The organism is Dankookia sp. P2 (assembly GCF_050632255.1).
Taxonomy (GTDB): Bacteria; Pseudomonadota; Alphaproteobacteria; order Acetobacterales; family Acetobacteraceae; genus Paracraurococcus.
In genome coordinates, this window is sequence record NZ_CP192581.1 from 392,904 (window position 1) to 413,298 (window position 20,395).

21 protein-coding genes and 4 pseudogenes are annotated in these 20,395 nt (G+C 70.7%); 12 read left to right on the plus strand and 13 right to left on the minus strand.

Features of this window, described 5'->3' with window-relative positions:
- Positions 1–42: 42 nt before the first annotated feature.
- The 5 genes and pseudogenes from ACQ86J_RS02240 to ACQ86J_RS02260 all read left to right on the plus strand — a co-directional run bounded on the left by ACQ86J_RS02240 (position 43) and on the right by ACQ86J_RS02260 (position 4,522).
- Positions 43–387 carry a glycosyltransferase gene (locus ACQ86J_RS02240; RefSeq protein WP_431272710.1) on the plus strand — a complete coding sequence of 115 codons (345 nt, stop codon included), beginning with the start codon at positions 43–45 and terminating at the stop codon, positions 385–387.
- Positions 384–1,490, plus strand: coding sequence for a hypothetical protein (locus ACQ86J_RS02245; protein ID WP_431269851.1), 1,107 nt, complete (start codon positions 384–386; stop codon positions 1,488–1,490). The genes ACQ86J_RS02240 and ACQ86J_RS02245 overlap by 4 nt, the downstream gene beginning before the upstream one ends.
- A gap of 488 nt (positions 1,491–1,978) precedes the next feature.
- Positions 1,979–2,769, plus strand: a pseudogene (kdsA, locus tag ACQ86J_RS02250) (3-deoxy-8-phosphooctulonate synthase).
- Positions 2,766–3,512 carry a 3-deoxy-manno-octulosonate cytidylyltransferase gene (locus tag ACQ86J_RS02255; protein ID WP_431269852.1) on the plus strand — a complete coding sequence of 249 codons (747 nt, stop codon included), beginning with the start codon at positions 2,766–2,768 and terminating at the stop codon, positions 3,510–3,512. Before kdsA ends, ACQ86J_RS02255 begins: the two are co-directional and overlap by 4 nt.
- Positions 3,509–4,522, plus strand: a complete 1,014-nt coding sequence (locus tag ACQ86J_RS02260; protein ID WP_431269853.1) for a KpsF/GutQ family sugar-phosphate isomerase — start codon at positions 3,509–3,511, stop codon at positions 4,520–4,522. Before ACQ86J_RS02255 ends, ACQ86J_RS02260 begins: the two co-directional genes overlap by 4 nt.
- An 18-nt stretch (positions 4,523–4,540) precedes the next feature.
- On the opposite strand, the gene ACQ86J_RS02265 is transcribed toward ACQ86J_RS02260, so the two are convergent.
- The 12 genes and pseudogenes from ACQ86J_RS02265 to ACQ86J_RS02320 form a co-directional block, all read right to left on the minus strand.
- Entirely contained in the window at positions 4,541–4,990 is a 450-nt protein-coding gene (locus ACQ86J_RS02265) for a CatB-related O-acetyltransferase (RefSeq protein WP_431269854.1), read from the minus strand.
- Between the two features lie 379 nt (positions 4,991–5,369).
- Positions 5,370–6,329, minus strand: coding sequence for an acyltransferase (locus tag ACQ86J_RS02270; RefSeq protein WP_431269855.1), 960 nt, complete (start codon positions 6,327–6,329; stop codon positions 5,370–5,372).
- A 256-nt stretch (positions 6,330–6,585) separates the two neighbouring features.
- Positions 6,586–7,728 (minus strand): polysaccharide pyruvyl transferase family protein, encoded by a 1,143-nt coding sequence (locus tag ACQ86J_RS02275; protein WP_431269856.1) that lies wholly within the window; start codon positions 7,726–7,728, stop codon positions 6,586–6,588.
- A gap of 257 nt (positions 7,729–7,985) precedes the next feature.
- Positions 7,986–8,414 carry an acyloxyacyl hydrolase gene (locus ACQ86J_RS02280; protein ID WP_431269857.1) on the minus strand — a complete coding sequence of 143 codons (429 nt, stop codon included), beginning with the start codon at positions 8,412–8,414 and terminating at the stop codon, positions 7,986–7,988.
- A 266-nt stretch (positions 8,415–8,680) separates the two neighbouring features.
- A pseudogene (locus ACQ86J_RS02285) lies at positions 8,681–9,050 on the minus strand (HesB/IscA family protein).
- 19 nt (positions 9,051–9,069) lie between these two features.
- Complete coding sequence (locus ACQ86J_RS02290; RefSeq protein ID WP_431269858.1) at positions 9,070–9,450, minus strand: SUF system Fe-S cluster assembly protein; 381 nt, start codon at positions 9,448–9,450, stop codon at positions 9,070–9,072.
- Complete coding sequence (gene sufU, locus ACQ86J_RS02295) at positions 9,443–9,919, minus strand: Fe-S cluster assembly sulfur transfer protein SufU (RefSeq protein ID WP_431269859.1); 477 nt, start codon at positions 9,917–9,919, stop codon at positions 9,443–9,445. Before sufU ends, ACQ86J_RS02290 begins: the two co-directional genes overlap by 8 nt.
- 43 nt (positions 9,920–9,962) lie before the next feature.
- A pseudogene (locus tag ACQ86J_RS02300) lies at positions 9,963–11,206 on the minus strand (aminotransferase class V-fold PLP-dependent enzyme).
- Positions 11,188–12,474 (minus strand): Fe-S cluster assembly protein SufD, encoded by a 1,287-nt coding sequence (gene sufD / locus ACQ86J_RS02305; RefSeq protein ID WP_431269860.1) that lies wholly within the window; start codon positions 12,472–12,474, stop codon positions 11,188–11,190. The pseudogene ACQ86J_RS02300 and the gene sufD overlap by 19 nt, the downstream one beginning before the upstream one ends.
- Entirely contained in the window at positions 12,471–13,217 is a 747-nt protein-coding gene (gene sufC / locus ACQ86J_RS02310) for a Fe-S cluster assembly ATPase SufC (RefSeq protein ID WP_431269861.1), read from the minus strand. Before sufC ends, sufD begins: the two co-directional genes overlap by 4 nt.
- Before the next feature lie 2 nt (positions 13,218–13,219).
- Positions 13,220–14,709: pseudogene (sufB, locus tag ACQ86J_RS02315) on the minus strand (Fe-S cluster assembly protein SufB).
- 8 nt (positions 14,710–14,717) lie between these two features.
- On the minus strand, positions 14,718–15,188 hold the full coding sequence (locus ACQ86J_RS02320) for an SUF system Fe-S cluster assembly regulator (RefSeq protein WP_431269862.1): 471 nt from the start codon (positions 15,186–15,188) through the stop codon (positions 14,718–14,720).
- 147 nt (positions 15,189–15,335) lie between these two features.
- Here ACQ86J_RS02320 and ACQ86J_RS02325 point away from each other — a divergent pair, with 147 nt between their 5' ends.
- The 4 genes from ACQ86J_RS02325 to ACQ86J_RS02340 all read left to right on the plus strand — a co-directional run bounded on the left by ACQ86J_RS02325 (position 15,336) and on the right by ACQ86J_RS02340 (position 17,544).
- Complete coding sequence (locus ACQ86J_RS02325) at positions 15,336–15,971, plus strand: alpha/beta fold hydrolase (RefSeq protein ID WP_431269863.1); 636 nt, start codon at positions 15,336–15,338, stop codon at positions 15,969–15,971.
- A complete protein-coding gene (locus ACQ86J_RS02330; protein ID WP_431269864.1) occupies positions 15,968–16,225 on the plus strand; it encodes an alpha/beta fold hydrolase in 258 nt (85 codons plus the stop codon). Before ACQ86J_RS02325 ends, ACQ86J_RS02330 begins: the two co-directional genes overlap by 4 nt.
- A gap of 84 nt (positions 16,226–16,309) precedes the next feature.
- Positions 16,310–16,765: a hypothetical protein gene (locus ACQ86J_RS02335; RefSeq protein ID WP_431269865.1), complete on the plus strand. Its 456-nt coding sequence runs from the start codon at positions 16,310–16,312 to the stop codon at positions 16,763–16,765.
- Between the two features lie 8 nt (positions 16,766–16,773).
- Complete coding sequence (locus ACQ86J_RS02340) at positions 16,774–17,544, plus strand: cytochrome P450 (protein WP_431269866.1); 771 nt, start codon at positions 16,774–16,776, stop codon at positions 17,542–17,544.
- Between the two features lie 18 nt (positions 17,545–17,562).
- On the opposite strand, the gene ACQ86J_RS02345 is transcribed toward ACQ86J_RS02340, so the two are convergent.
- Positions 17,563–18,180, minus strand: coding sequence for a hypothetical protein (locus ACQ86J_RS02345; RefSeq protein WP_431269867.1), 618 nt, complete (start codon positions 18,178–18,180; stop codon positions 17,563–17,565).
- A 102-nt stretch (positions 18,181–18,282) separates the two neighbouring features.
- Between ACQ86J_RS02345 and ACQ86J_RS02350 the strand changes: the two genes are divergently transcribed.
- From ACQ86J_RS02350 to ACQ86J_RS02360, 3 genes are read left to right on the plus strand one after another with little or no spacing between them, the layout of a single operon-like run.
- Positions 18,283–19,149 carry an endonuclease/exonuclease/phosphatase family protein gene (locus tag ACQ86J_RS02350; RefSeq protein ID WP_431269868.1) on the plus strand — a complete coding sequence of 289 codons (867 nt, stop codon included), beginning with the start codon at positions 18,283–18,285 and terminating at the stop codon, positions 19,147–19,149.
- Positions 19,150–20,172, plus strand: coding sequence for an MFS transporter (locus ACQ86J_RS02355; protein WP_431269869.1), 1,023 nt, complete (start codon positions 19,150–19,152; stop codon positions 20,170–20,172). It begins immediately after the preceding gene.
- Between the two features lie 32 nt (positions 20,173–20,204).
- Complete coding sequence (locus ACQ86J_RS02360; RefSeq protein WP_431269870.1) at positions 20,205–20,393, plus strand: hypothetical protein; 189 nt, start codon at positions 20,205–20,207, stop codon at positions 20,391–20,393.
- Positions 20,394–20,395 lie beyond the last annotated feature (2 nt).

Genomic DNA, 20,395 nt, shown 5'->3' on the forward strand with positions numbered 1-20,395 from the left:
TGCTTCCGCGGGCCCTACGAGAACCGCCGGGTCGATGCGCTGATGCGCTCGGTCCATGCGGTGCTCGTGCCCTCGATCTGGTGGGAGAACTCGCCCCTGGTGATCCAGGAGGCGCTGCTCAACCGCCGGCCCGTCATCTGCTCCGACATCGGCGGTATGGCCGAGAAGGTGCGGAACGGGCTGGACGGCTTCCACTTCCAGGCCGGCAGCGCCTTCTCGCTCGCCGCCCTGCTGGGCGGCCTCGCCAGCGAGCCGCAGCGCCTGCTGGCGCTGCAGCAGAGCATGGCGGTGCCGCCGACCATCGCCGAGACCGGCGCCGCCGTCCGCGACCTTTACGACCAGTCGCTGCGCATGCCGCGCACCGAAACTGAGGACATTGCAGCATGACCATTCGTGGTTCCATCGACGAAGTCACCCCGCTCGGCGCCGCCGGCTGGGTGCATGACGACCAGGCGGGCGAGCCGCTGCTGGTCCAGGCCATGATCAACGGCGCGGTGATCGGCGAGACCATCGCCGATGTCGAACGGCCGGACCTCGCCAATGCCGGGCTCGGCGACGGCCGTTGCGGCTTCCACATTGCCTTCGGCTTCGCGATCGACCCCTCGCAGCTCGCCTTCGTCTCGGTGAAACCCTCCCGCGGCGACGCCGAGTTGCCGCGCACCAACCTGACCGGCTTCGTCGACGCCTTCCGCGCCATGCGCGCCCGGCATCCCGGTGTCGGCTGGACCCGCAGCATCTTCGGCGGGCTCTGGACCGACCGCGTCGATGCGCGCCGCCGCCTGGCCGGCCGCGTGGCGATCGGCGCCGTGGCGCCGGAGACGGCCGCGCCGCTCGGCCGCTTCATCGAGGCCGGGCATGTGCTGCTGCCCGGCGCGCTGGCCCCGGCCGGACCTCGAGACTCGCGTGGCCGAGGCCGCGGCGCGGCTGCCGGAAGGCCCGCTGGCGACGCGCGGCAGCCTCGATGCCGCCGACCTGCTGGCGGCGCTGCCGGAGCTGCTGTTCCGCGACGCCGCGCTCGGCTCTGCTGCGCGGCGCCTTCGACGACAACCCGCTGGTCTGCCGGGTCGAGCTGGCGCGCGGCACCACGCCCTTTACCCAGCCGAGCACGGCGGAGCCGCTGCCCTCGCCGACCGAATGCGCCGCGCTGGTCGCCGGCATCGGCGAAGGGCGGATGCTGCTCGACATCGTCCGCGACAGCCATGCGCTGCCCGAATCTCACCCCGGGCGGCGAATCCCGCTGGCTGGCGGGCAGCGAGGCCAGCCTGACGCTGGCGAGCGCCGCCGCCGCCTCGATCGAGACGCTGGCGCTCGGCGCATGCGACCTGGCGATCATCGCTCCCGGCACCGTCTACCGGCTGCGGGTGCCGGCGGGCATGACGGCGCTGGTCGCGCTGGCCTCCCCCAACCGGCAGACGCCGCTGCGCTTCCTGCGTGGCGATGGCGGCGAGGTGACGCTGCGCCACGCCTCCGGCGCGACGCTGACGGTCTGACGCGGAGGGCGGGCGCGCGCTACGGCCCGGCCGCCCGCGCCTGCCCCGATGAGGGCGATGCTGCAGCGGATTGCCGTCACGCCTGACCGCACGCCGCATTAGCCGGCGGCCATGCCCGGCCGCCTCGCGGCCGGGCGCGAACGGCACCATCCCGGCCATCCCGGCGCCCCCGCGGCCTGGCCGCAGGGGCATGGCCGGTGGGCATCACGACGGCCCAGCGGCGCCGCCCGGCCGCGTCCTCCGCGCCCTCCGTCCCGCAACGGACTTCCGCCGGGGCCCCGCTTCGCCTATCTCCACGCTTCCCGGCCGGCGCGGCCCGCCGTGCCGCGTCCGATGGACGCCCCTTTGGCCGCGTCCCGGCCCCAACTGGAAGGCGGTGGCCCGGTCCGGTCGGACCGGTTCCCGATACGCGATGTCCGACACAGCTCCCGTCCTCGCCCCCTCCCCTCGTCGTCGCCGGCGATGTCCGCTTCGCCAATGACGCGCCGATCAGCCTGATCGCCGGCCCCTGCCAGATGGAAAGCCGGGCGCATGCGCTGGAGATGGCGGAGGCGCTGCAGGGGATCGCCCGGCGGCTCGGCATCGGCCTGGTCTTCAAGGCCTCCTACGACAAGGCCAACCGCACCTCCCTTTCGGGCGCACGGGGATCGGCATGGCCGGCGCCATGGCCGCCTTCGCCGAGGTCAAGCAGCGCTTCGGCCTGCCCGTCCTGACCGACGTGCACGAGCCCGGCCACTGCGCGCCCGCCGCCGAGGTGGTGGACATCCTGCAGATCCCGGCCTTCCTCTGCCGGCAGACCGACCTGCTGGTCGCCGCAGCCGAGACCGGCCGTGTCGTGAACATCAAGAAGGGCCAGTTCCTGGCGCCCTGGGACATGAGGAACGTCATCGCCAAGGTCACCGGCTCGGGCAACCCGAATGTCCTGGCGACCGAGCGTGGCACGAGCTTCGGCTACAACACCCTGGTCACTGACATGCGCGGCCTGCCGCAGATGGCGGCGATGGGCGCGCCGGTGATCTTCGACGCGACGCATTCGGTGCAGCAGCCCGGCGGGCTCGGCGGCGCCTCCGGCGGGCAGCGGGAATCTGTCCCCGTCCTGGCCCGCGCCGCGGTTGCGGTCGGCGTGGCCGGCCTGTTCATCGAGACGCATGAGGCACCGGAGCGCGCCCCCTCGGACGGGCCGAACATGATCGCGCTGCGCGACTTCCCGGCGCTGGTCGAGGACCTGATGGCCTTCGACCAGGTGGCGAAGGCGCGGCGGATCGTGCTGCCGGCATGACCCCGCTGGTCCTGATCCCGGCGCGGATGGCCTCCACCAGGCTGCCCGACAAGCCGTTGGCCGACATCCACGGCCTGCCGATGATCGTCCATGTCTGGCAGCGGGCGCGCGAGGCCGATGTCGGTGCGGTCGCGGTCGCCACGGACTCCGCGGCGATCGCCGGGGCGATCCGCGACCATGGCGGCACCGCGGTGATGACCGGGGACCACCACCTCTCGGGCTCCGACCGCATCCACGAGGCGCTCGGCCGGCTCGACCCGGCGGGGCGGCACGACATCCTGGTCAATGTGCAGGGCGACCTGCCGACCATCTCGGCCGGGGCCATCCGGGCCTCGCTGACGCCCATGGCCGACCCGGAGGTCGCGCTGGCGACGCTGATCGCCGAGATCCACGACGCGGCCGACCGCACGGCGTCGCAGGTGGTGAAATTCATCGGCACCGCGCTCGGCGCCGGGCGGCATCGGGCGCTCTACTTCACCCGCGCCACCGCCCCCTGGGGCGAGGGGCCGCTATGGCATCATATCGGGCTTTACGCATGGCGGCGCACCGCGCTGGCGCGCTTCGTCGCGCTGCCGCCTTCGCCGCTCGAGCTGCGGGAGAAGCTGGAGCAGCTTCGCGCCCTCGAGGCCGGGATGCGGATCGACGCGATGGAGGTGGACGAGGTGCCACTCGGGGTCGATACACCGGCAGACCTGGAAAAGGCGCGGCGGATGCTGACGCCGCGCGAGGGAGCCCCGGCATGAACCCGCAGCTTGCCAGTGCGGCGGTCCGCCACGGCCCGGCCGATGCCGCCGGCATCCGCGCCGCCGGCCGCCGCACGCTGGAGGTCGAGCGCGCCGGCCTCGGCGAGCTGCTGGCGGCGATGGAGGGCCCGCTCGGCGAGCGTTTCGTCGAGGCGGTCGAGACCATTCATGCCGCGAACGGCCGGCTGATCGTCACCGGCATGGGCAAGAGCGGCCATGTCGGCGGCAAGATCACCGCGACGCTGGCCTCCACCGGCACGCCCTGCTTCTTCCTGCATCCGGCCGAGGCCAGCCACGGCGATCTCGGCATGGTCACCTCGGGCGACGTGATCCTGGCGCTGTCCTGGTCGGGCGAGACGGCCGAGCTGCGCGACATCATCCACTACTCGCGCCGCCACCGGGTGCCGCTGGTCGCCATCACCGCCGGTGCCGAAAGCGCGCTGGGCCGGGCGGCCGATGTCCCGCTGATCCTGCCGCGGGTCGAGGAAGCCTGCCCGCACGGCTTGGCGCCGACCACCTCCACCACCATCCAGCTGGCGCTGGGCGACGCGATCGCCATGGCGCTGCTGGAGAAGCGCGGCTTCACCCCGGCGCATTTCCATCAGTTCCACCCCGGCGGCAAGCTCGGCGCCCAGCTGCTGACGGTAGGCGACCTCATGAAGCGGGCGCCCGACCTGCCGCTGGTGCGGCAGGAGACGGGCATGGGCGCGGTCATCGTGGCGATGACCGGGCACAGCCTCGGCTGCGCGATCGTGGTGGATGCGGCGGGCCGCCTGGCCGGGATCATCACCGATGGCGACCTGCGGCGGCACATGGCGCCCGACATCATGGCGCGGCAGGCGGCCGAGCTGATGACGCCAAACCCGCACACCACGGTGCCGGAGATGCTGGCGAGCGCGGCGCTGCAGGAGATGAACGAGCGGAAGATCTCGGTGCTGGTGGCGCTGGAGGGCGCCCGGCCGGTGGGCGCGCTGCACGTGCATGCGCTGCTGCAGGCGGGAGTGGCCTAGAGGCCGCGGCCCGCCCGGTCAGGCGTCCATCGCCTCGGCCAGCCGGTGCCGCCGCGTCGGCAGCATGGCAAGGCTGCCGGAGGCACTCGCGGCCTCGATGAGGTCGAGTGCCGCGCCGGGGTCGGAGAAGTCCACCGGCAGGGCGAAGATGTCGCGCTCCCACCAGCGCGTGCGCTGCAGGCGGTCGATCAGATCCGGCGGGAAGCGGTAGCGGAGCAGCCGGGCCGGCGTGCCGCCGACGATGGCGAAGGGCGCCACGTCGCGCGTCACCACTGCGCCCGCCGCGACGATGGCGCCGTCGCCGATGGTGATGCCGGAACGGATGAAGGCGCCGTAGCCGATCCAGACATCGTTGCCGATACGGGCCGTGGGCCGGGTCCGGAAGCTGCCGAGCTTCATCCGGGGCGGCCGCCCCTCCGCCGCCATCCGGCCGGTCCAGCCATGGACGTTAGGCACGTAGCCGACCATGGAGGAGGACAGCCAGTCCGTCGGGTGCTCGGACAGGCCGATCCGGACATCCTGCGCGATCGAGCAGAACCGGCCGATCTGCGCCCCCAGACCGTGGCGCCGAAGATCCCGGTATAGGCGCCGACCGAAAGGCTAGGCGCGCCCTGGATGCTCGCCTGCACCACGCAGGGTGCCTCGAAGCTGCTGTCCGGCGCGGCGCGCGCCGCGACCTGGTCGGTCAGGGAGATGCCGAGCGCCGCCAGGTGCTGCGCGGCGGCGCGCCGCCGCTCGGCTTCGGTGCGCTGTACAGGGCTGGCCAGGGACACGGCATCGCTCCGGCAGGGATCGTCGAAAAGGTGTTCCGTAACCCGGCCGGAGGCCGGCCGGCTCGGTTGCGGCCTCATTCGGCCGCGGACAGCATCGCCTCATCTGACCTGTGATGCGCGGCCGCGCGCAGGGCCGCCGCCTCGAGCAGCATGGCCGCGGCGTCGGGCCCCAGTTCGGCGGCGACGGCGGCATGGTGTTGCTGCAGGACCGCCGGCTGCATGTCAGTTGAGAGAATGCGCGACAGGGCCTCGAGCAAGCTACAGCCGGCCAGGGGTTCCGCGCCCAAGGCCTGGATGCGGCTGACCGTGTTGCGATGGTCCCAGACCTGCTCCCGGCTGAGCGCCGGCGTCACGACCAGGGGATGGTCCATGCTGTCGAAGCTGGTCCGGTCCCACCAAATATTCTCCCGCAATGGCTTCGCTGGATGTCCGGCATGGATCGCCGACCCTTTCAGCCGGCCGCTGACCAGGGCGCCCTGCCCCACCACCGCGTCGGATTCGATGACCGTGCCCTTGTTCATCATCGCATGCCGGCCGACCCAGACGTGGTTGTGGACGATGATCGGGCGTGCCGGATTGATGCGCCGGCGCGTCGCCCGGTCGAAGATGCCATGCGAGTCGCTGGTGCGCATGGCGACGTTGTTCGAGAACATGCAATCGTCGCCGATGACGATGTGCGAGCCGTTCTCCTGCACGAGGAAGTTGCCGAGGGCCATGGTGGTCCCCGAGGTGATGACCAGCGCCGTCCGCCCCGACATCTGGATGACGATGTCCGACAGCTGGACATTGGGGCCGAGCACGACCACGCCGAAGCCGTCGCTGTTGATCAGGACATTGCTCAACGCCGCCTTGTCGCCGACGAACAGGCATCCACGCGAACGGCCGAGCAGGCATATGCGCTTCAACCCCGGCGTGCCACTGGTCAGCACTGTCGTGGTCGAATCGCGGGGATCGAGGATAGTCCTGTCCGGCTCCTGGAACCGGTCATACTCGCCGATCGGCTGCAGGGTGCCGAGCACGCGCAGGGCCAGCATCTGCGCCCAGAGATAATCCCAGCCCGGCTCCTCCCCAGCCGCGATCATCCGCGCGCAAAGCGTCGGCGCCAGCCGCAGGTCGGCTTCCGTCATGCCCCAGGCTGCGCTCATTCCTGCCTCTCTCGCTTCGATCCGGGCTGCCGGGCGGCCCCTTGGGGGCATCCCGGCCGCGGCCGCCGGAAAGCCATGCGGACATGACCTGGAGGTTGCCGACGCGGAGCGCCGGCACCTGGCCGTGTGGTCGCGGCGGCGCCGGTCAGCCGGCGATGATCCGGCGCAGCCAGGCGGAGCTGGCGATGTCGTTGCTCTGCAGGAAGCCGTCCAGCCGCCCGGCCAGCACGCTGCGATGCTGGTCGAAGGCTGCGCCGTCGAAGACGAAGCGGCCGCGCAGCTTGTCGAGCGAGGCGCCCTTGATGATCTCGCGCGCCATGACGAAGGGGACGCCCATGGTCTCGCACATCTCGCGGGTGCGGGAGTCATGCGCGATGCAGAGGCCGGGCACGCCAGCCTGCAGGCCGAGCATCACGCCATGGATCCGCGTGCCGACGACGAAGTCGACGGAGCGGAGATGCTCCATCCATTCGGAGATGTTGAAGAAGGCGCGGGCATAGGCGCGGGACCAGGTCTTGAACTCCTCGACCGACAGGTCGGGCCGCGCATAGTCGCGGCATTCCAGCAGGTCGGCCTCGGGCAGCGTGTCGGCCTCGCCGCGGGCAAGCGCAACCATCTCGATCGGGCTCTGCACGATGTAGGAGCCGCCGAGCCGGTCCAGCAGCCGGGTGAGGGAAAGCTCGATGGCCCCGAGCTGCGTCCATTTCTGGTGCCCGGCGGCGATCGCCACCCGGCCGATCGTCCGGCTGGCCCGCTGCTCGATCTTCCGGCCGAGTGCCGGATCGGGATTGAGGAAGAGCGACGGGCAGCCGGTGACCGTGGCGCGCTCGCCGAGCCCGTTCGCCTCCAGCACCTTCAGGGTGTAGGCGCCGCGCACCCCGATATTCGGATTGCCGAGCGGCGAGCGGCCGGCGATCTCCCGGATCCAGTTCAGCGTGCCGGCCGGGACCTCCGGCAGGCCGTAGTCGGAGCCGCCCTGGGCGCCAAGGCCGATCGCCACCAGCGGGATGCCGATGCTGCTGAAGCGTTCGGCGAGCCGGCCGTAATCGGCATGGGGGCCGAGCTGGTTGGCGCAGGGCATGACGCCGATGCGGCGCATCGCGTTCAGCTGCTGCGGGTCGGTGTGCCAGGGGAGCGAATCCTGCGGCCCTTCCAGGATCTTCCCCACCGCATAGTGGAAGGCGAGGTTTCCGACATTGTGTCCCACCAGGTCATAGACCGCCTTGGTGGTCAGATAGGCCGAGCCGTCGACGGCCTCGTTGATGCCGAGAATGAAGGTCCTGGACAATGCCGATCTCCCAGATCGATCTGGCCGTGCGCGCATGGCGCCCGAATGCCGTGCAAGGAAGGAGCGCGGGACCCCGGGCCTAATGCCGGCGGCGGAGCCCGCGTGAGCCATGGCGACGCGGCACCGACTGAGCGCGTCCTGCCCCGCCTTCTGAGATTTCCACAGCCAGCTTGCTGGTCTCTGAACCAGCGCCCTTGCGCGGATCCGGTCGCGCGGCGCCCCCCGGAATACCGTGCGGCGGCATGGTCAGCCTGGCGCTACAGCGCGTAACCCAGGCGCAGGCCGAGGCTGTTCAGCCCCTGGTTCCGGCGCGCCGTGCCAGCATTCGAGTCATGGTCCACGAAGAAGGAAACCGACACCGCCGGATTCACTTGGTAGCCGATCTCCGCGCCGATATGGAACAGCAGGTTGCCGCCGAGATCCTTCCGGTCCGGCAGCCGCGCGTCGTGCTTGCCGTCATTGACCGAGCCGCCGAACAGCAGATCGAAGCGGATGCCGTCGCCGGGGCGGAGGACGTCCTGCGCCAGCATCGCGGTCCAGGTCAGACCGGCATAGCCCTTGCTGGTCTTGCCTTCGAGATTGGCGGTGAAGCCGATATGGGGCCGGGGCTCCAGCAGCCAGCGATAGAGCGGGTCGATGTCCGCGGTCAGCCGCACCGGGACCGGGCTGACGAAGAGCAAGCTCACCGTTCAAGGCAGGGCTGCTCTCCTTGGCGGTCGGGTCGTGCCAGAGCACGCCACCGCGAACCTCGCTGAAGATTCCGCCGATGCCCTCACCGGCATGAACCCGCGGACCATTCGACTGCGCCAGCGCCACACCCGGCAAGACCAACGCCCCTAAAACCGCCAAGACCGCAGATCGCACCACGAGCTCCACCGCTCATTCCCAAGGAATGAGCCGAAGATGGTAGGATCGGTTGCGTTACCGCCCGATCAAGCGGTAGCGAGCGGCTTCAGACGTGAAAGCTCTCACCGCAGCCGCAGCGACCCTTCTCGTTCGGGTTGGTGAAGGTGAAGCCGGCGGACATCGCCTTCACCTCGTAATCCATCACGGTGCCGATCAGGAAGAGGCTGGCCTTGCTGTCGACCAGTACGGTGACGCCCCTGTCGGTCACGCTCATCGCCCTTCTGCGGCCCGTCCACCCAGGACAGGTCGTAGGACAGGCCGGAGCAGCCCTTGGTCTTGACCGCGATGCGGAGCAGGCGGCCCTGCTCGCCCGCGGCGTAGAGCCCACGCAGGCGCTCGGCGGCCCCCTCCGTCAGCTGCATCAGCGGCGGCAGGGCGCGCCGCGCGCGGGCAGGGGGCGTGGCGGTGGTGCTCATCTCGTGCGGCCCTCCGGGCTCAGTACATGTTCAGGGCGAGGCGGGCGTCCTCGCTCATCCGCCCCTGGTCCCAGGGCGGATCCCAGACCACCTCGACATCCACGTCGGTTACGCCAGGGACCATGCGGACGCTCTCCTCCACCTGGCTCGGCAGTTCCTGCGCCGAGGGACAGGAGGGCGTGGTCAGCGTCATCTCGACCTTGACCTTGCCGTCATCATCGATCTCGACTGCATAGATCAGGCCGAGCTCATAGATATCGATCGGGATCTCCGGGTCGAAGACGGTCTTCAGCATGGTGATGATCGCATCCTCGCTCACCTTGGGGGTGGCGGGCGCGGTCTCGCCCTCCGGCGTCCAGGCGCCGTGCAGGGCGGGCGTGGTGGTGGCGTCGTCACTCACTGCTCGCCTCCTTGGTCTCGCCGGGCGCACTGTCGAGCGCCGCGTTCAGGGTGTGCCAGGCCAGCGTCGCGCACTTCACGCGGCTGGGGAATTCATGCACGCCGGACAGCGGCTGCAGCCGCTCCATCTCCTCCGCCAGGTCGGTGCCGCAGTCCGGGCAGCTGCCGGTCATCGCCAGGGCGCGGAAGCGGTCGGACAGCGCATGCGCCTCCGCGGCGGACTTGCCCTTCACCGTCTCGGTCATGAGCGAGGCGCTGGCGGTGGAGATGGCGCAGCCGCGGCCCTGAAAGGCCGCATCGGCGATGCCGCCGTCCGGATCCAGCTTGAGGAAGAGCTCCAGCCGGTCGCCGCACATCGGGTTGTCGCCGCGGGCAGTGCGGTCGGCATCCTCCAGCCGGCGGAAATTCCGCGGCTTGCGGCCGTGGTCGAGGATGACCTCCTGGTAGAGGTCACGCAGGTCGTCGAACATCAGCAATCCTCCGACGGAGGCCACGGCATGCCGCGCGCCGCCGTCATGCGAAGAACTCGCGGGCCTTGGTCAGCGCCTCGGCCAGGTAGTCGATCTCGCCCTCGGTGGTGTAGAGGCCGAAACTGGCGCGCACCGTGCCGGCCTCGACGCCGAAGCGCGTATGCAGCGGCTCGGCGCAATGCCGCCCGGCCCGCACCGCAATGCCGGCGCGGTCGAGCAGGGTCGCCAGGTCGTGCGAATGGGCATTGTCGAGGGAGAAGGCGAAGACCCCGCCGCGGTCCTGCGCCCGGCCGAGCAGGGCGACGCCCTCGATGTCGGACAGCCGCCGCATGGCGTGGTCGACCAGGCCGCGCTCATGCGCCTCGACCGCCGGCATGCCGATGGCGGAGACGTAGTCGATCGCGGCGTGCAGGCCGATGGCCTCGACGATCGGCGGGGTGCCGGCCTCGAACTTCGCCGGCGGCGGCGCCCATTCGACGCGGTCGAGCGTGACCATCGAGATCATGTCGCCGCCGCCGAGGAAGGGCGGCATGCGCTCCTGGTGCTCGAGCCGCGCCCAGAGCACGCCGATGCCCGTGGGCCCGTACAGCTTGTGGCCGGTGAAGGCGTAGAAGTCGGCGCCGAGCGCCTGCATGTCGACGCGACGGTGCACCGCGGCCTGGGAGCCGTCGAACAAAATCTTCGCGCCAGCGGCATGCGCCATGGCGACCAGCCGCTCGGCCGGCGTCACGGTGCCCAGCACGTTAGACATGTGGGTGATGGCAACCAGGCCGACCTTGCCGTCGGCCAGCTTGGCGGCGACGTCCTCCATGTCGAGCTTGCCGGCATCCGTCACCCGGGCAATGCGCAGCTCGATCCCCCGGCCCGCATCCCGCAGCATCTGCCACGGGACCATGTTGGCATGGTGCTCCATCTCGGAGATCAGCACCGCCTGGCCGGCCTGCATCACCCCCTGCCCCAGCTATGCGCGACCAGGTTGATCGCGGCCGTGCTGTTGCTGGTGAAGATCACCTCGCGCGGGTCGGCGGCATTGATGAAGCGCGCGACGGCGCCGCGCGCCGCCTCATAGGCCTCGGTCGCCGCCTCGCTCAGGAAATAGGCGCCGCGATGGACGTTGGCGTAGCGCTCCTCCATGCAGCGGACCATGGCGTCGATCACCGCACGCGGCTTCTGCGCCGAGGCGCCGCTGTCGAGGAAGACCAGCGGCTTGCCGCGGATGGTCTGCGACAGGATCGGGAAGTCCCGGCGGATGCGCTGGACGTCGAAGCTCACGCCGCCGCCTCCCACCAGCCGGCCACCGCCGCGCCGAGCGCGGCACGCGCCGTCTCGTCCTGCACGCCCTCGACCGCCTCGGTCAGGAAGGCCTCGACCAGCATGGCGCGGGCACGGGCCTCGGGGATGCCGCGGGCGCGGAGATAGAAGAGCTGGTCGGCATCGATCTCGCCGACCGTCGCGCCATGGCTGCACTTCACGTCGTCCGCATAGATCTCCAGCTGCGGCTTGCTGTCGATCTCGGCCTCGGGCGACAGCAGCAGCGCCTGGTTCATCTGGTAGCCATCGGTCCGCTGCGCCACCTGGTGGACATGGATGCGGCCCTGGAAGACGCCGCGGGACTTGCCCATCAGCACCGTCTTGTAGGTCTGCCGGCTGGCGCAATCGGGCGCCGCATGGTCCAGCACCGTGGTGGTGTCGGCATGCTGGCCGTCGCGCAGCAATTGCGCGCCGTTCATGTGGCAGGTCGCCGCCGGGCCGGCCAGGATGGCGTGAATCTCGTTCCGTACCAGCTTCGCCCCGGCATTGAGCGTGAAGTTGTCGTAGGTGCCGCCCTTCTCCACCCGGGCATAGACGGTCGCCAGCTGGAAGGCGCGCGGTGCCTCCTGCTGGATGCGGGCATGGGTCAGGGTGGCGCCGAAGGCGACCTCGATCTCATAGACCGGGTTGTGCAGGTAGCGCGCCTCGGCCGGGCCGGTCGCGGTCTCGATCAGCGTGAGGCTGGCGCCGGGCTCGAGCCGGATGAGGTGGCGCGGATGGAACGCCTCCGGCCGCTCCGAGGCGGTGCCGAGCGAGGCCAGGTCGAGCACGCCGCCGGCGACGCCGGCCGGGACGGTGACGACGAGGCCGTCCTCGAACAGCATGGTGTTGAGCGCCGCCATCGGCTGCTCGGCCGGGCGCGCCAGGCTGCCGAGCCGGCCTTCCTGCGCCTCGAGCGACGCGGCCAGGCTCTCGACCGCATAGGGCAGGCCGTCGAGCGAGGAGAGGTCCGGCCGGCTGCGGCCATCGACGAAGACCGCGCGGGCGCCGCCATGCGCCGGCGGCAGCGCGGGCGCGCTGTCCACCGCGCTCAGCGCCTCATCGAAGCCGGCATCGGCGACCTGCCGCAGGTCGGTGTACTTCCAGGCCTCGACGCGCCGGGTCGGGAAGCCCTGGCCGCGGAAGGCCTCGGCCGCCTGCTCGCGCAGCGCCTGGATCCAGGGCAGCCGCGCGCCGGGCAGGCGCGTACGCAGCCCCTCGAAGCGGTGCAGGAAGCCCGCGGCGCCTGTGGGATGCGCCGTCATGCCGCGGCCTGCACATTGGCGTAGCCGGTCTCCTCCAGCTGCTTCGCCAGCTCCGGCCCGCCGGTCTGCACGATGCGGCCGCCCATCAGCACATGCACCTTGTCCGGCACGATGTAGTCGAGCAGGCGCTGGTAATGGGTGATGACCAGGGCGGAGAAGCCCGGGGCCCGCAGCGCGTTGACGCCGTCCGAGACGATCTTCAGCGCGTCGATGTCGAGCCCGCTGTCGGTCTCGTCGAGGATCGCCATTCGGGGCTGCAGCAGGGCCATCTGCAGTACCTCGTTCCGTTTCTTCTCGCCGCCGGAGAAGCCGACATTGACGCCGCGCTTCAGCATGTCCTCCTGGATGTGCAGCGCCTTCAGCCGCTCGCGCGCGACCTTCAGGAACTGCATCGCATCCAGCTCCGGCTCGCCGCGCGCCTTCCGGACGGCATTCAGCGCGGTGCGGAGGAAGAGCGCGTTGCCGACGCCGGGCAACTCCACCGGGTACTGGAAGGCCAGGAACAGGCCGGTCGCGGCGCGCTCCTCCGGCTCCATCGCCAGCAGGTCCTTCCCGTCGAAGGTCACGCTGCCGCCGGTGATCTCGTAGCCCTCGCGGCCCGACAGCACATAGGACAGCGTCGACTTGCCCGAGCCGTTCGGGCCCATGATGGCGTGGATCTCGCCGGCGGGAACGTCCAGGTCGATCCCCTTGAGGATCTGCTTGCCCTCGACCTCGGCGGTCAGTCCTTCGATCTTCAGCATGGTCAACCCACCGAACCTTCCAGGGAAATCTGCAGCAGTTTCTGGGCCTCCACCGCGAACTCCATCGGGAGCTCCTTCAGCACCTCGCGGCAGAAGCCGTTGACGATGAGGCCGACGGCCTCCTCCTGGGTCATGCCGCGCTGGCGGCAATAGAAGAGCTGGTCCTCGGCGATGCGGCTGGTCGTGGCCTCGTGCTCGGTCTTCGCCGTCATGCAGCGGTTCTCGATATACGGAACGGTATGGGCGCCGCACTGGTCGCCGATCAGCAGGCTGTCGCACTGGGTGAAGTTGCGGGCGTTGCTCGCGGTCGGCGCGACGCGCACCAGGCCGCGATAGGTGTTCTGCCCCTTCCCTGCCGAGATGCCCTTCGAGACGATGGTCGATGTCGTGCGCCTGCCGACATGGATCATCTTGGTCCCGGTATCCGCCTGCTGCCGGTTGTTGGTGATGGCAACGGAATAGAACTCGCCGACGCTGTCATCGCCGAGCAGCACGCAGGACGGGTACTTCCAGGTGATGGCGGAGCCCGTCTCCACCTGCGTCCAGCTCACCTTGCTGCGCCTGCCGCGGCACTGCGCCCGCTTGGTGACGAAGTTGTAGATGCCGCCACGGCCTTCCGCGTCGCCGGGGTACCAGTTCTGCACGGTGCTGTACTTGATGCTGGCATCGTCCAGCGCCACCAGCTCGACCACCGCAGCATGCAGCTGGTTCTCGTCCCGCATCGGCGCGGTGCAGCCCTCGAGGTAGGAGACCGTCGCGCCCTCATCGGCGATGATCAGCGTACGCTCGAACTGCCCGGTGCTCTTGGCATTGATGCGGAAGTAGGTGGACAGCTCCATCGGGCAGCGCACTCCTTCGGGATGTAGACGAAGCTGCCATCGGTGAAGACCGCGCTGTTCAGCGCGGCGTAGAAATCGTCGCCCTGCGGCACCACGGTGCCGAGATACTGCCGCACCAGCTCGGGGTGGTTGTGCACCGCCTCCGAGATCGAGCAGAAGATGATGCCTTCCTTGCCCAGCCGCTCCTTGTAGGAGGTGGCGACGGAGACGCTGTCGAAGACGGCGTCCACCGCGATCGGCATGCGCGCATCGGCGGCCGAGTCCCCGGCGCCCTCGACCCCGGCCAGGAAGGCCTGTTCCTTCAGCGGAATGCCGAGCTTGGCGTAGGTCTTCAGCAGCTCGGGATCGACCTCGTCCAGCGATTTAGGCCCGGCCTTCGGCGCGGCGTAGTAGTAGGCGTCCTGGTAGTCGATCGGCGGGTAGGTCACTGCCGGCCAGCGTGGCTCCTCCATCTTCTGCCAGATGGCGAAGGCCTTGAGCCGCCAGTCGAGCAGCCATTGCGGCTCGTTCTTCTTCTTCGAGATGAAGCGGACGATGTCCTCGTTCAGCCCCTTCGGGGCGAACTCCATCTCGATCTCCGTCTCGAAGCCCCACTTGTAGGCGCCTTCGGTGACGGACTGGACGGTGTCGATCGTCTCGGTGACTGCGGGCATGCGCGGTCCTATTCGGCAAACATGGGGGCGAGGGAGGCGGTGGCCCGGATGGCGGGGCAATGCGCCGGTCCCGCCAGGTCGGCGACGGTGATCCCGGAAAGCGCGCGGCGGATGGCGTCGTTCACCGGGTCCCAGCGGCCACGGACGGCACAGACACCCTCCGCCTCGCAGGATCCGACGCCACCATCGACGCAGGCAGTGAGCGCGATCGGCCCGTCCACCGCGACGATGACATCGGACAGCGGCACCGAAGGCAGCGGCCGGGTCAGCCGGTAGCCGCCGCGGGCACCGCGGACGCCTTCGACCAGTCCGGCGGTGCCGAGCATCTTGAGCACCTTGGCGACGGTGGGCTCGGCGATGCCGGTCGCACCGGCAAGGCCGGGAGCGGTCTGCACATGGCCGGCCGGCCCTGCACCATCCAGCGCCAGCCGGGCCATCACCACCACGGCGTAGTCGGTGAGCTTCGACAACCTCAGCACGGCACCGTCCCTTTCGCCGGCTTCAAATAGGACCAATCCTGTCCCCTTTGAACCCCCTCCCCTCGCGAAGCCATGCAATTCGCGCAAGCCGGGCTTCCGGGGCGGCGGGCGGCGGGTAGCCTTGCCGCGGTTTGGGGGAGCAGGCAGATGCCGGTGGTCACGACGGATGACGGGGTCGAGCTCTACTACGAGGAGGCCGGCACCGGCACGCCGCTGGTCTTCGTCCACGAATATGCCGGCGACCTCAGGGCCTGGGAGCCGCAGATGCGCGCGCTTGCCCGGCGCTACCGCTGCATCGCCTTCAACGCCCGCGGCTACCCGCCCTCCGCCGTGCCGCACGACCAGGCCGCCTATTCGCAGGACCGGGCGACCGACGACATCGCCGCCGTCATCACCGGGCTGAACCTGGCGCCGGCGCATGTGGTGGGCCTGTCGATGGGCGCCTTCGCCACCCTGCATCTCGGCCTGCGCCACCCGCATCTCGTGCGCAGCCTGACCGCGGCCGGGGTCGGCTACGGCGCCCAGCCCGGCAAGCGCGACCAGTTCCGCGCCGAGATCGACGCCACGGCCAGCCGCATCGCCGAGGAAGGCATGTGGAAGATGGCGAAGACCTATGGCCGCGGCCCGACCCGGCTGGTCTTCGAGGAGAAGGACCCGCGCGGCTATGCCGAGTTCATGTCCCAGCTCTCCGAGCACGACACCGACGGCGCCGTGCTGACCATGCGGGGGTGCAGCGGGAGCGGCCGAGCCTCTTCGAGCTGGAGGACCAGTTCCGCCGGATGAAGCTGCCGACCCTCATCATCGCCGGCGACGAGGACGATCCGACCCTGGAGCCGAGCCTTTACCTCAAGCGCGTCATCTCGACCTCGGCCCTGCTGGTCATGCCACGCTGCGGCCACACCATGAATATCGAGGACCCGGACGCCTTCAACCGAGCCGTGCTGGACTTCATCACCTGGGTCGATGCCGGGCGCTGGTGGGAACGCAACCCCGAGACGCTGTCAGGCGCCATCATCGCGGGCAAGGCGAAGGGCTGAATTCCCTTCCCCCTGGCGGGCGGCTTCCGCTAGGCTCCCCGGGCGCCGCGCAGAGACGCGGCCCCGCGAGGGAGACCACCGTCCATGAATGCCGTCACCGACCGGCGCGCGCTGCAGCTTCCGCTGGACCGCTTCGATGTCAGCGACCCGGGCCTCTATCAGGCGCAGACCTACCACGGCTATTTCGACCGGCTGCGGCGGGAGGACCCTCTGCACTGGTGCGCCGACAGCCGCTTCGGCCCCTATTGGTCGATTAGCCGCTACAAGGACATCATGGCGGCAGAGGTGAACCACCAGGTCTTCTCCTCCGAGCTCGGCGGCATCCAGGTGATCGACCAGCCAAAGGACATGCAGCGGCCGAGCTTCATCCGCATGGACCCGCCGAAGCACGACGAGCAGCGCAAGGTGGTGCAGCCCATCGTCGCCCCCGGCAACCTGGCGAACATGGAGCCGCTGATCCGCGAGCGGACGCAGCGCGTGCTGGACGGGCTGCCGCGCAACCGGAATCCGACTGGGTCGAGCATGTCTCGATCGAGCTGACCACGCTGATGCTGGCGACGCTCTTCGACTTCCCGGTCGAGGACCGCCGCAAGCTGACCCACTGGTCCGACGTGGCTATCGCCGACATCACCGACCCCGAGGCGCCGGTGCAGTCCGAGGAGGCGCGCTTCGCCGAGCTGAAGGTGATGGCCGAGACCATGGCCGGCCTGTTCAACGCGCGGAAGGAGCGTCCGCCCGGCTTCGACCTGCTGTCGATGCTGGCGCATGGCGCGGCGACGCGGGAGATGCCGTTCCGCGAATTCATGGGCAATCTCGGCCTGCTGATCGTCGGCGGCAACGACACCACCCGCAATCCCATGTCGGGCGGGCTGCTGGCGCTCTCGCAGAACCCGGCCGAGTGGGACAAGCTGCGCGCCGATCCCGGGCTGATCCCCAACATGGTCTCCGAGATGATCCGCTGGGTCACCCCGGTCATCCACATGCGCCGCACCGCCAGTCGCGACTTCGGGATGCACGGCAAGACCATCCGCGCCGGCGACAAGGTCGTCATGTGGTATGTCTCCGGCAACCGCGACCCGGAGGCGATAGAAGAGCCCGACCGCTTCATCATCGACCGGCCGAAGGCGCGGCAGCACCTTTCCTTCGGCTTCGGCGTGCACCGCTGCGTCGGCAACCGGCTGGCCGAGCTCCAGCTGCGCATCCTGTGGGAGGAGGTCCTGGCCCGCTTCCCACGGATCGAGGTGCTGGGCGAGGCGAAGCGCACGTATTCGAACTTCATCCATGGCATCCGCAGCCTGCCGGTGCGGATCCCCGGGTGAGGCCTAGCCGCGGGGCGGCTACCGCCCCGCGCGCCTCGCCGGAAGCGGCGGCGGCGGTTGCACGCTCGCCAGCAGGGCCTCGGCGAAGCTTGCGACCATGTTGGCCGACTGCGCCTCGGCCGAGGCCGGCAGGGTCATCCGCAGCTTGAGGAAATGCCCGGCCACCACCCCCAGGCAGACATGGCTGTCGGCACGGTTGCCGCCCTCGAAGGCCAGCAGCAAGGGCTCGCAGCGCAGGCCGGGACGGCCGCCGCGCCCCGGGATATCGGTCAGCGTGCCGCGGCCGGCCACTTGGAAGCGGCGCAGCGGCCCGACCGCCTCCACCTCCCCTACCGCGGCGCGAATCTCGCCGGCCACCTGCTCCGAGGCGACGCCTTCCGGCAGCCCCGCCATGCCGCGATCATAGAGGTAGACCGTCGCCACCCCCGGCCCGCCGGCGACGGGCCGGTATTCGACCGCGGCGCCGAGCCCGGCAGCGCCCGGACGCTGGGCGAAGTCGGTGACGGCGCCGCGCCGCCAGCCGGCCAGCTCGGCCGGCAGGGCCGCCGCAAGCTCCGCCATCGGCAGTGGCCCGCCAGGCGCCTGGGCCGAAGCGGGCCCCGCCAGCACCAGCATCGCCAGCATCATCCGCCGCATCGCTGCCTCCCATTCCTCGCCGCAGCATAGCGCGCCTGCCGGCCCATGGTCGCCTGCGCCGAATCCCTATCCATCGCGGAAGGCCAGCGGCACTCTGCCGGGATGCGCCGCCTCCTGCTTCTCCTCGCCCTCGCCCTTGCCGCCCCGGCCCATGCGGCGGAGCTCAAGCTCGCCTCCTGGAATCTCGCCTGGCTGACGCTCCGGGCCTATGGCGACCCGGAGCTGCCGCGCGGCCTGCCTGTGCGGAACCCGGGCGACCTAGAGCTTCTGGCGCGCTATGCGAAGCGGCTCGACGCCGACGTGGTCGCCCTGCAGGAGGTGGATGGACCAGAGGCCGCTGCCCGGGTCTTCGACCCCGGCGTCTACGCCTTCTTCTTCCCGGCCGAGCGGGACATCCAGCGCGCCGGCTTCGCGGTGAGGCGAAGCCTGGCGGCGACGCAGAATCCCGACCTCGAGGCGCTGGACCTGCACCCCCGCGCCCGCTTCTCGCTGCGGCGTGGCACCGACATCACGCTGCAGGCCGGGAGCCAGCAGCTGCGGCTGCTCTCGATCCACCTCGATGCCGGGTGCCGCGATGCGGCCCTGGCGACACCCGGCCGGGACTGCGAGCAGCTCTCGCGCCAAGCCGGCATCCTCGCGGGCTGGGCGGCGGAGCGGCAGCGGGAGGGCATTCCCTTCGCCATCCTGGGCGACTTCAACCGCGCCCTCGCCGGCGGCGAAGACGACTTCCTCCGCATCCTCGCCCCGGCCGGCCCGCTGCGCCGGGCGACCGAGGGCTTCTCCGACCCCTGCTGGGCCGGGACGCGCCGCCCCCGCCGCTTCATCGACCATATCCTGCTGGGCGGCGCCGCGGCCGAATGGCTGGTGCCCGACAGCCTCCGCGTCATGGTCTATGCCGAACGCGACCCAGCCTGGCGTGAGCGGCTCTCGGACCATTGCCCGCTGAGCCTGCGGCTGCGGCTGCCCTGAATGTCCGAGCTGCGGACCTTTGCCCGGATCAGCCTGCCCTTCGCCTCAGTCGGATTCATCAACCAGGCCTCGCGCATCGTGGTGGCGACTCTGGGGCCGGCGATAGCGCTGGAGTTCGGACTCTCGGCCAGCGGCCTCGGCGCCCTGGCCGCGGTCTTCTTCGCCGCCTATGCGCTGGCACAGCTGCCGGTCGGTCTGGCGATCGATCTGCACGGGCCCCGCGTGGTGCAGGTCGCGCTGTCGCTCGTCGCGGCGCTCGGCTTCACCCTCTGCGCCCTGGCGCCGGATCCGCTCTGGCTCGGCCTCGGCCGCTTCGTCACCGGCATCGGCATCGCCGGCGCGCTGATCGGGCTGATGAAGGCGAACATCCAGTGGTACCCGCCGCACCGGCTGGCGGCGGTGACCGGGGCCGGGGTGTTCTGCGGCGCGGCCGGCGGGCTGGTGGCGACGCTGCCGGTGCAGGCGATCCTGCCCCTGGTCGGGTGGCGCGGCGTCTTCCTCGGGCTGGCGGGCCTGGCCGTGCTGGCGGCGCTCTGGCTGCGATTCGCCGTGCCGGTCGCGGCGCCGGGCGCCAAGGCGCGGGTGCGGCGGCCGCTCGGGGCGGAGATCGCCGAGGTCGCCCGCATCGCCCGCCATCCCGTCTTCGTCCGCACCATGCCGGCCGTGGCGCTGCTCTCGGCTCAGGTCTTCACCTATCAGGGGCTCTGGGCCGGGCCCTGGCTGCGCGATGTCGGCGGGCTCGGCGATGGAGCGCGCGCCGGGGTGCTGTTCTGCTACGCGCTCGGCATCATGGCCGGCCAGCTCTGCGGCGGGCAGCTCGCCTCGGCGATGCAGGCGCGCGGCACCGACGCGATGCGGCTCTGCTACGGCGGCATGGCGGCGATGCTGGCAATCCAGGGCGTACTGATCGCCCAGCCGCAGGGGTGCTGGCGCTGTCCCTGCTGTGGTTCGGCTTCGCATGCGCCGGCTCGGCGGGACCGATCTCCTATTCCGTCCTGGCCCAGCGCTTCCCGCCGGAGCTGACCGGGCGGGTCGCCACCCTGCTGAACTGCAGCATGCTCTGCATCGTCTTCCTGCTGCAGTCGGGGATCGGCCTCATCCTCGACCAATGGCCACGCACGCTGTCCGGCGGCTGGGATCCGGCCGGCTATTCCTCGGCTCTTTGGTTGACAGTGTCATTGCAGGGCATGACCGTCCTATGGCTGCTGGCCGGCGCGCGGGGGCGCGTGCGGCCGGCGGCCTGATG

What these genes read in the sequence shown, in the direction of transcription:
- sufU (WP_431269859.1), bottom strand. Translation starts at nt 9,919, where the DNA reads ATGTTCGACGACCTGCGTGACCTCTACCAGGAGGTCATCCTCGACCAC.
- ACQ86J_RS02270 (WP_431269855.1), bottom strand. Translation starts at nt 6,329, where the DNA reads ATGCTGGCCCTGCGCGTGCTCGGCACCCTGCAGCCGATCGGCGAGTAT.
- ACQ86J_RS02335 (WP_431269865.1), top strand. Translation starts at nt 16,310, where the DNA reads ATGAATGCCGTCACCGACCGGCGCGCGCTGCAGCTTCCGCTGGACCGC.
- ACQ86J_RS02345 (WP_431269867.1), bottom strand. Translation starts at nt 18,180, where the DNA reads ATGCGGCGGATGATGCTGGCGATGCTGGTGCTGGCGGGGCCCGCTTCG.
- ACQ86J_RS02340 (WP_431269866.1), top strand. Translation starts at nt 16,774, where the DNA reads ATGCTGGCGACGCTCTTCGACTTCCCGGTCGAGGACCGCCGCAAGCTG.
- sufC (WP_431269861.1), bottom strand. Translation starts at nt 13,217, where the DNA reads ATGCTGAAGATCGAAGGACTGACCGCCGAGGTCGAGGGCAAGCAGATC.
- ACQ86J_RS02325 (WP_431269863.1), top strand. Translation starts at nt 15,336, where the DNA reads ATGCCGGTGGTCACGACGGATGACGGGGTCGAGCTCTACTACGAGGAG.
- ACQ86J_RS02360 (WP_431269870.1), top strand. Translation starts at nt 20,205, where the DNA reads ATGCTCTGCATCGTCTTCCTGCTGCAGTCGGGGATCGGCCTCATCCTC.
- ACQ86J_RS02265 (WP_431269854.1), bottom strand. Translation starts at nt 4,990, where the DNA reads ATGGTCGGCTACGTGCCTAACGTCCATGGCTGGACCGGCCGGATGGCG.
- ACQ86J_RS02245 (WP_431269851.1), top strand. Translation starts at nt 384, where the DNA reads ATGACCATTCGTGGTTCCATCGACGAAGTCACCCCGCTCGGCGCCGCC.
- ACQ86J_RS02260 (WP_431269853.1), top strand. Translation starts at nt 3,509, where the DNA reads ATGAACCCGCAGCTTGCCAGTGCGGCGGTCCGCCACGGCCCGGCCGAT.
- ACQ86J_RS02240 (WP_431272710.1), top strand. Translation starts at nt 43, where the DNA reads ATGCGCTCGGTCCATGCGGTGCTCGTGCCCTCGATCTGGTGGGAGAAC.
- ACQ86J_RS02355 (WP_431269869.1), top strand. Translation starts at nt 19,150, where the DNA reads ATGTCCGAGCTGCGGACCTTTGCCCGGATCAGCCTGCCCTTCGCCTCA.
- ACQ86J_RS02255 (WP_431269852.1), top strand. Translation starts at nt 2,766, where the DNA reads ATGACCCCGCTGGTCCTGATCCCGGCGCGGATGGCCTCCACCAGGCTG.
- ACQ86J_RS02330 (WP_431269864.1), top strand. Translation starts at nt 15,968, where the DNA reads ATGAAGCTGCCGACCCTCATCATCGCCGGCGACGAGGACGATCCGACC.
- sufD (WP_431269860.1), bottom strand. Translation starts at nt 12,474, where the DNA reads ATGACGGCGCATCCCACAGGCGCCGCGGGCTTCCTGCACCGCTTCGAG.
- ACQ86J_RS02350 (WP_431269868.1), top strand. Translation starts at nt 18,283, where the DNA reads ATGCGCCGCCTCCTGCTTCTCCTCGCCCTCGCCCTTGCCGCCCCGGCC.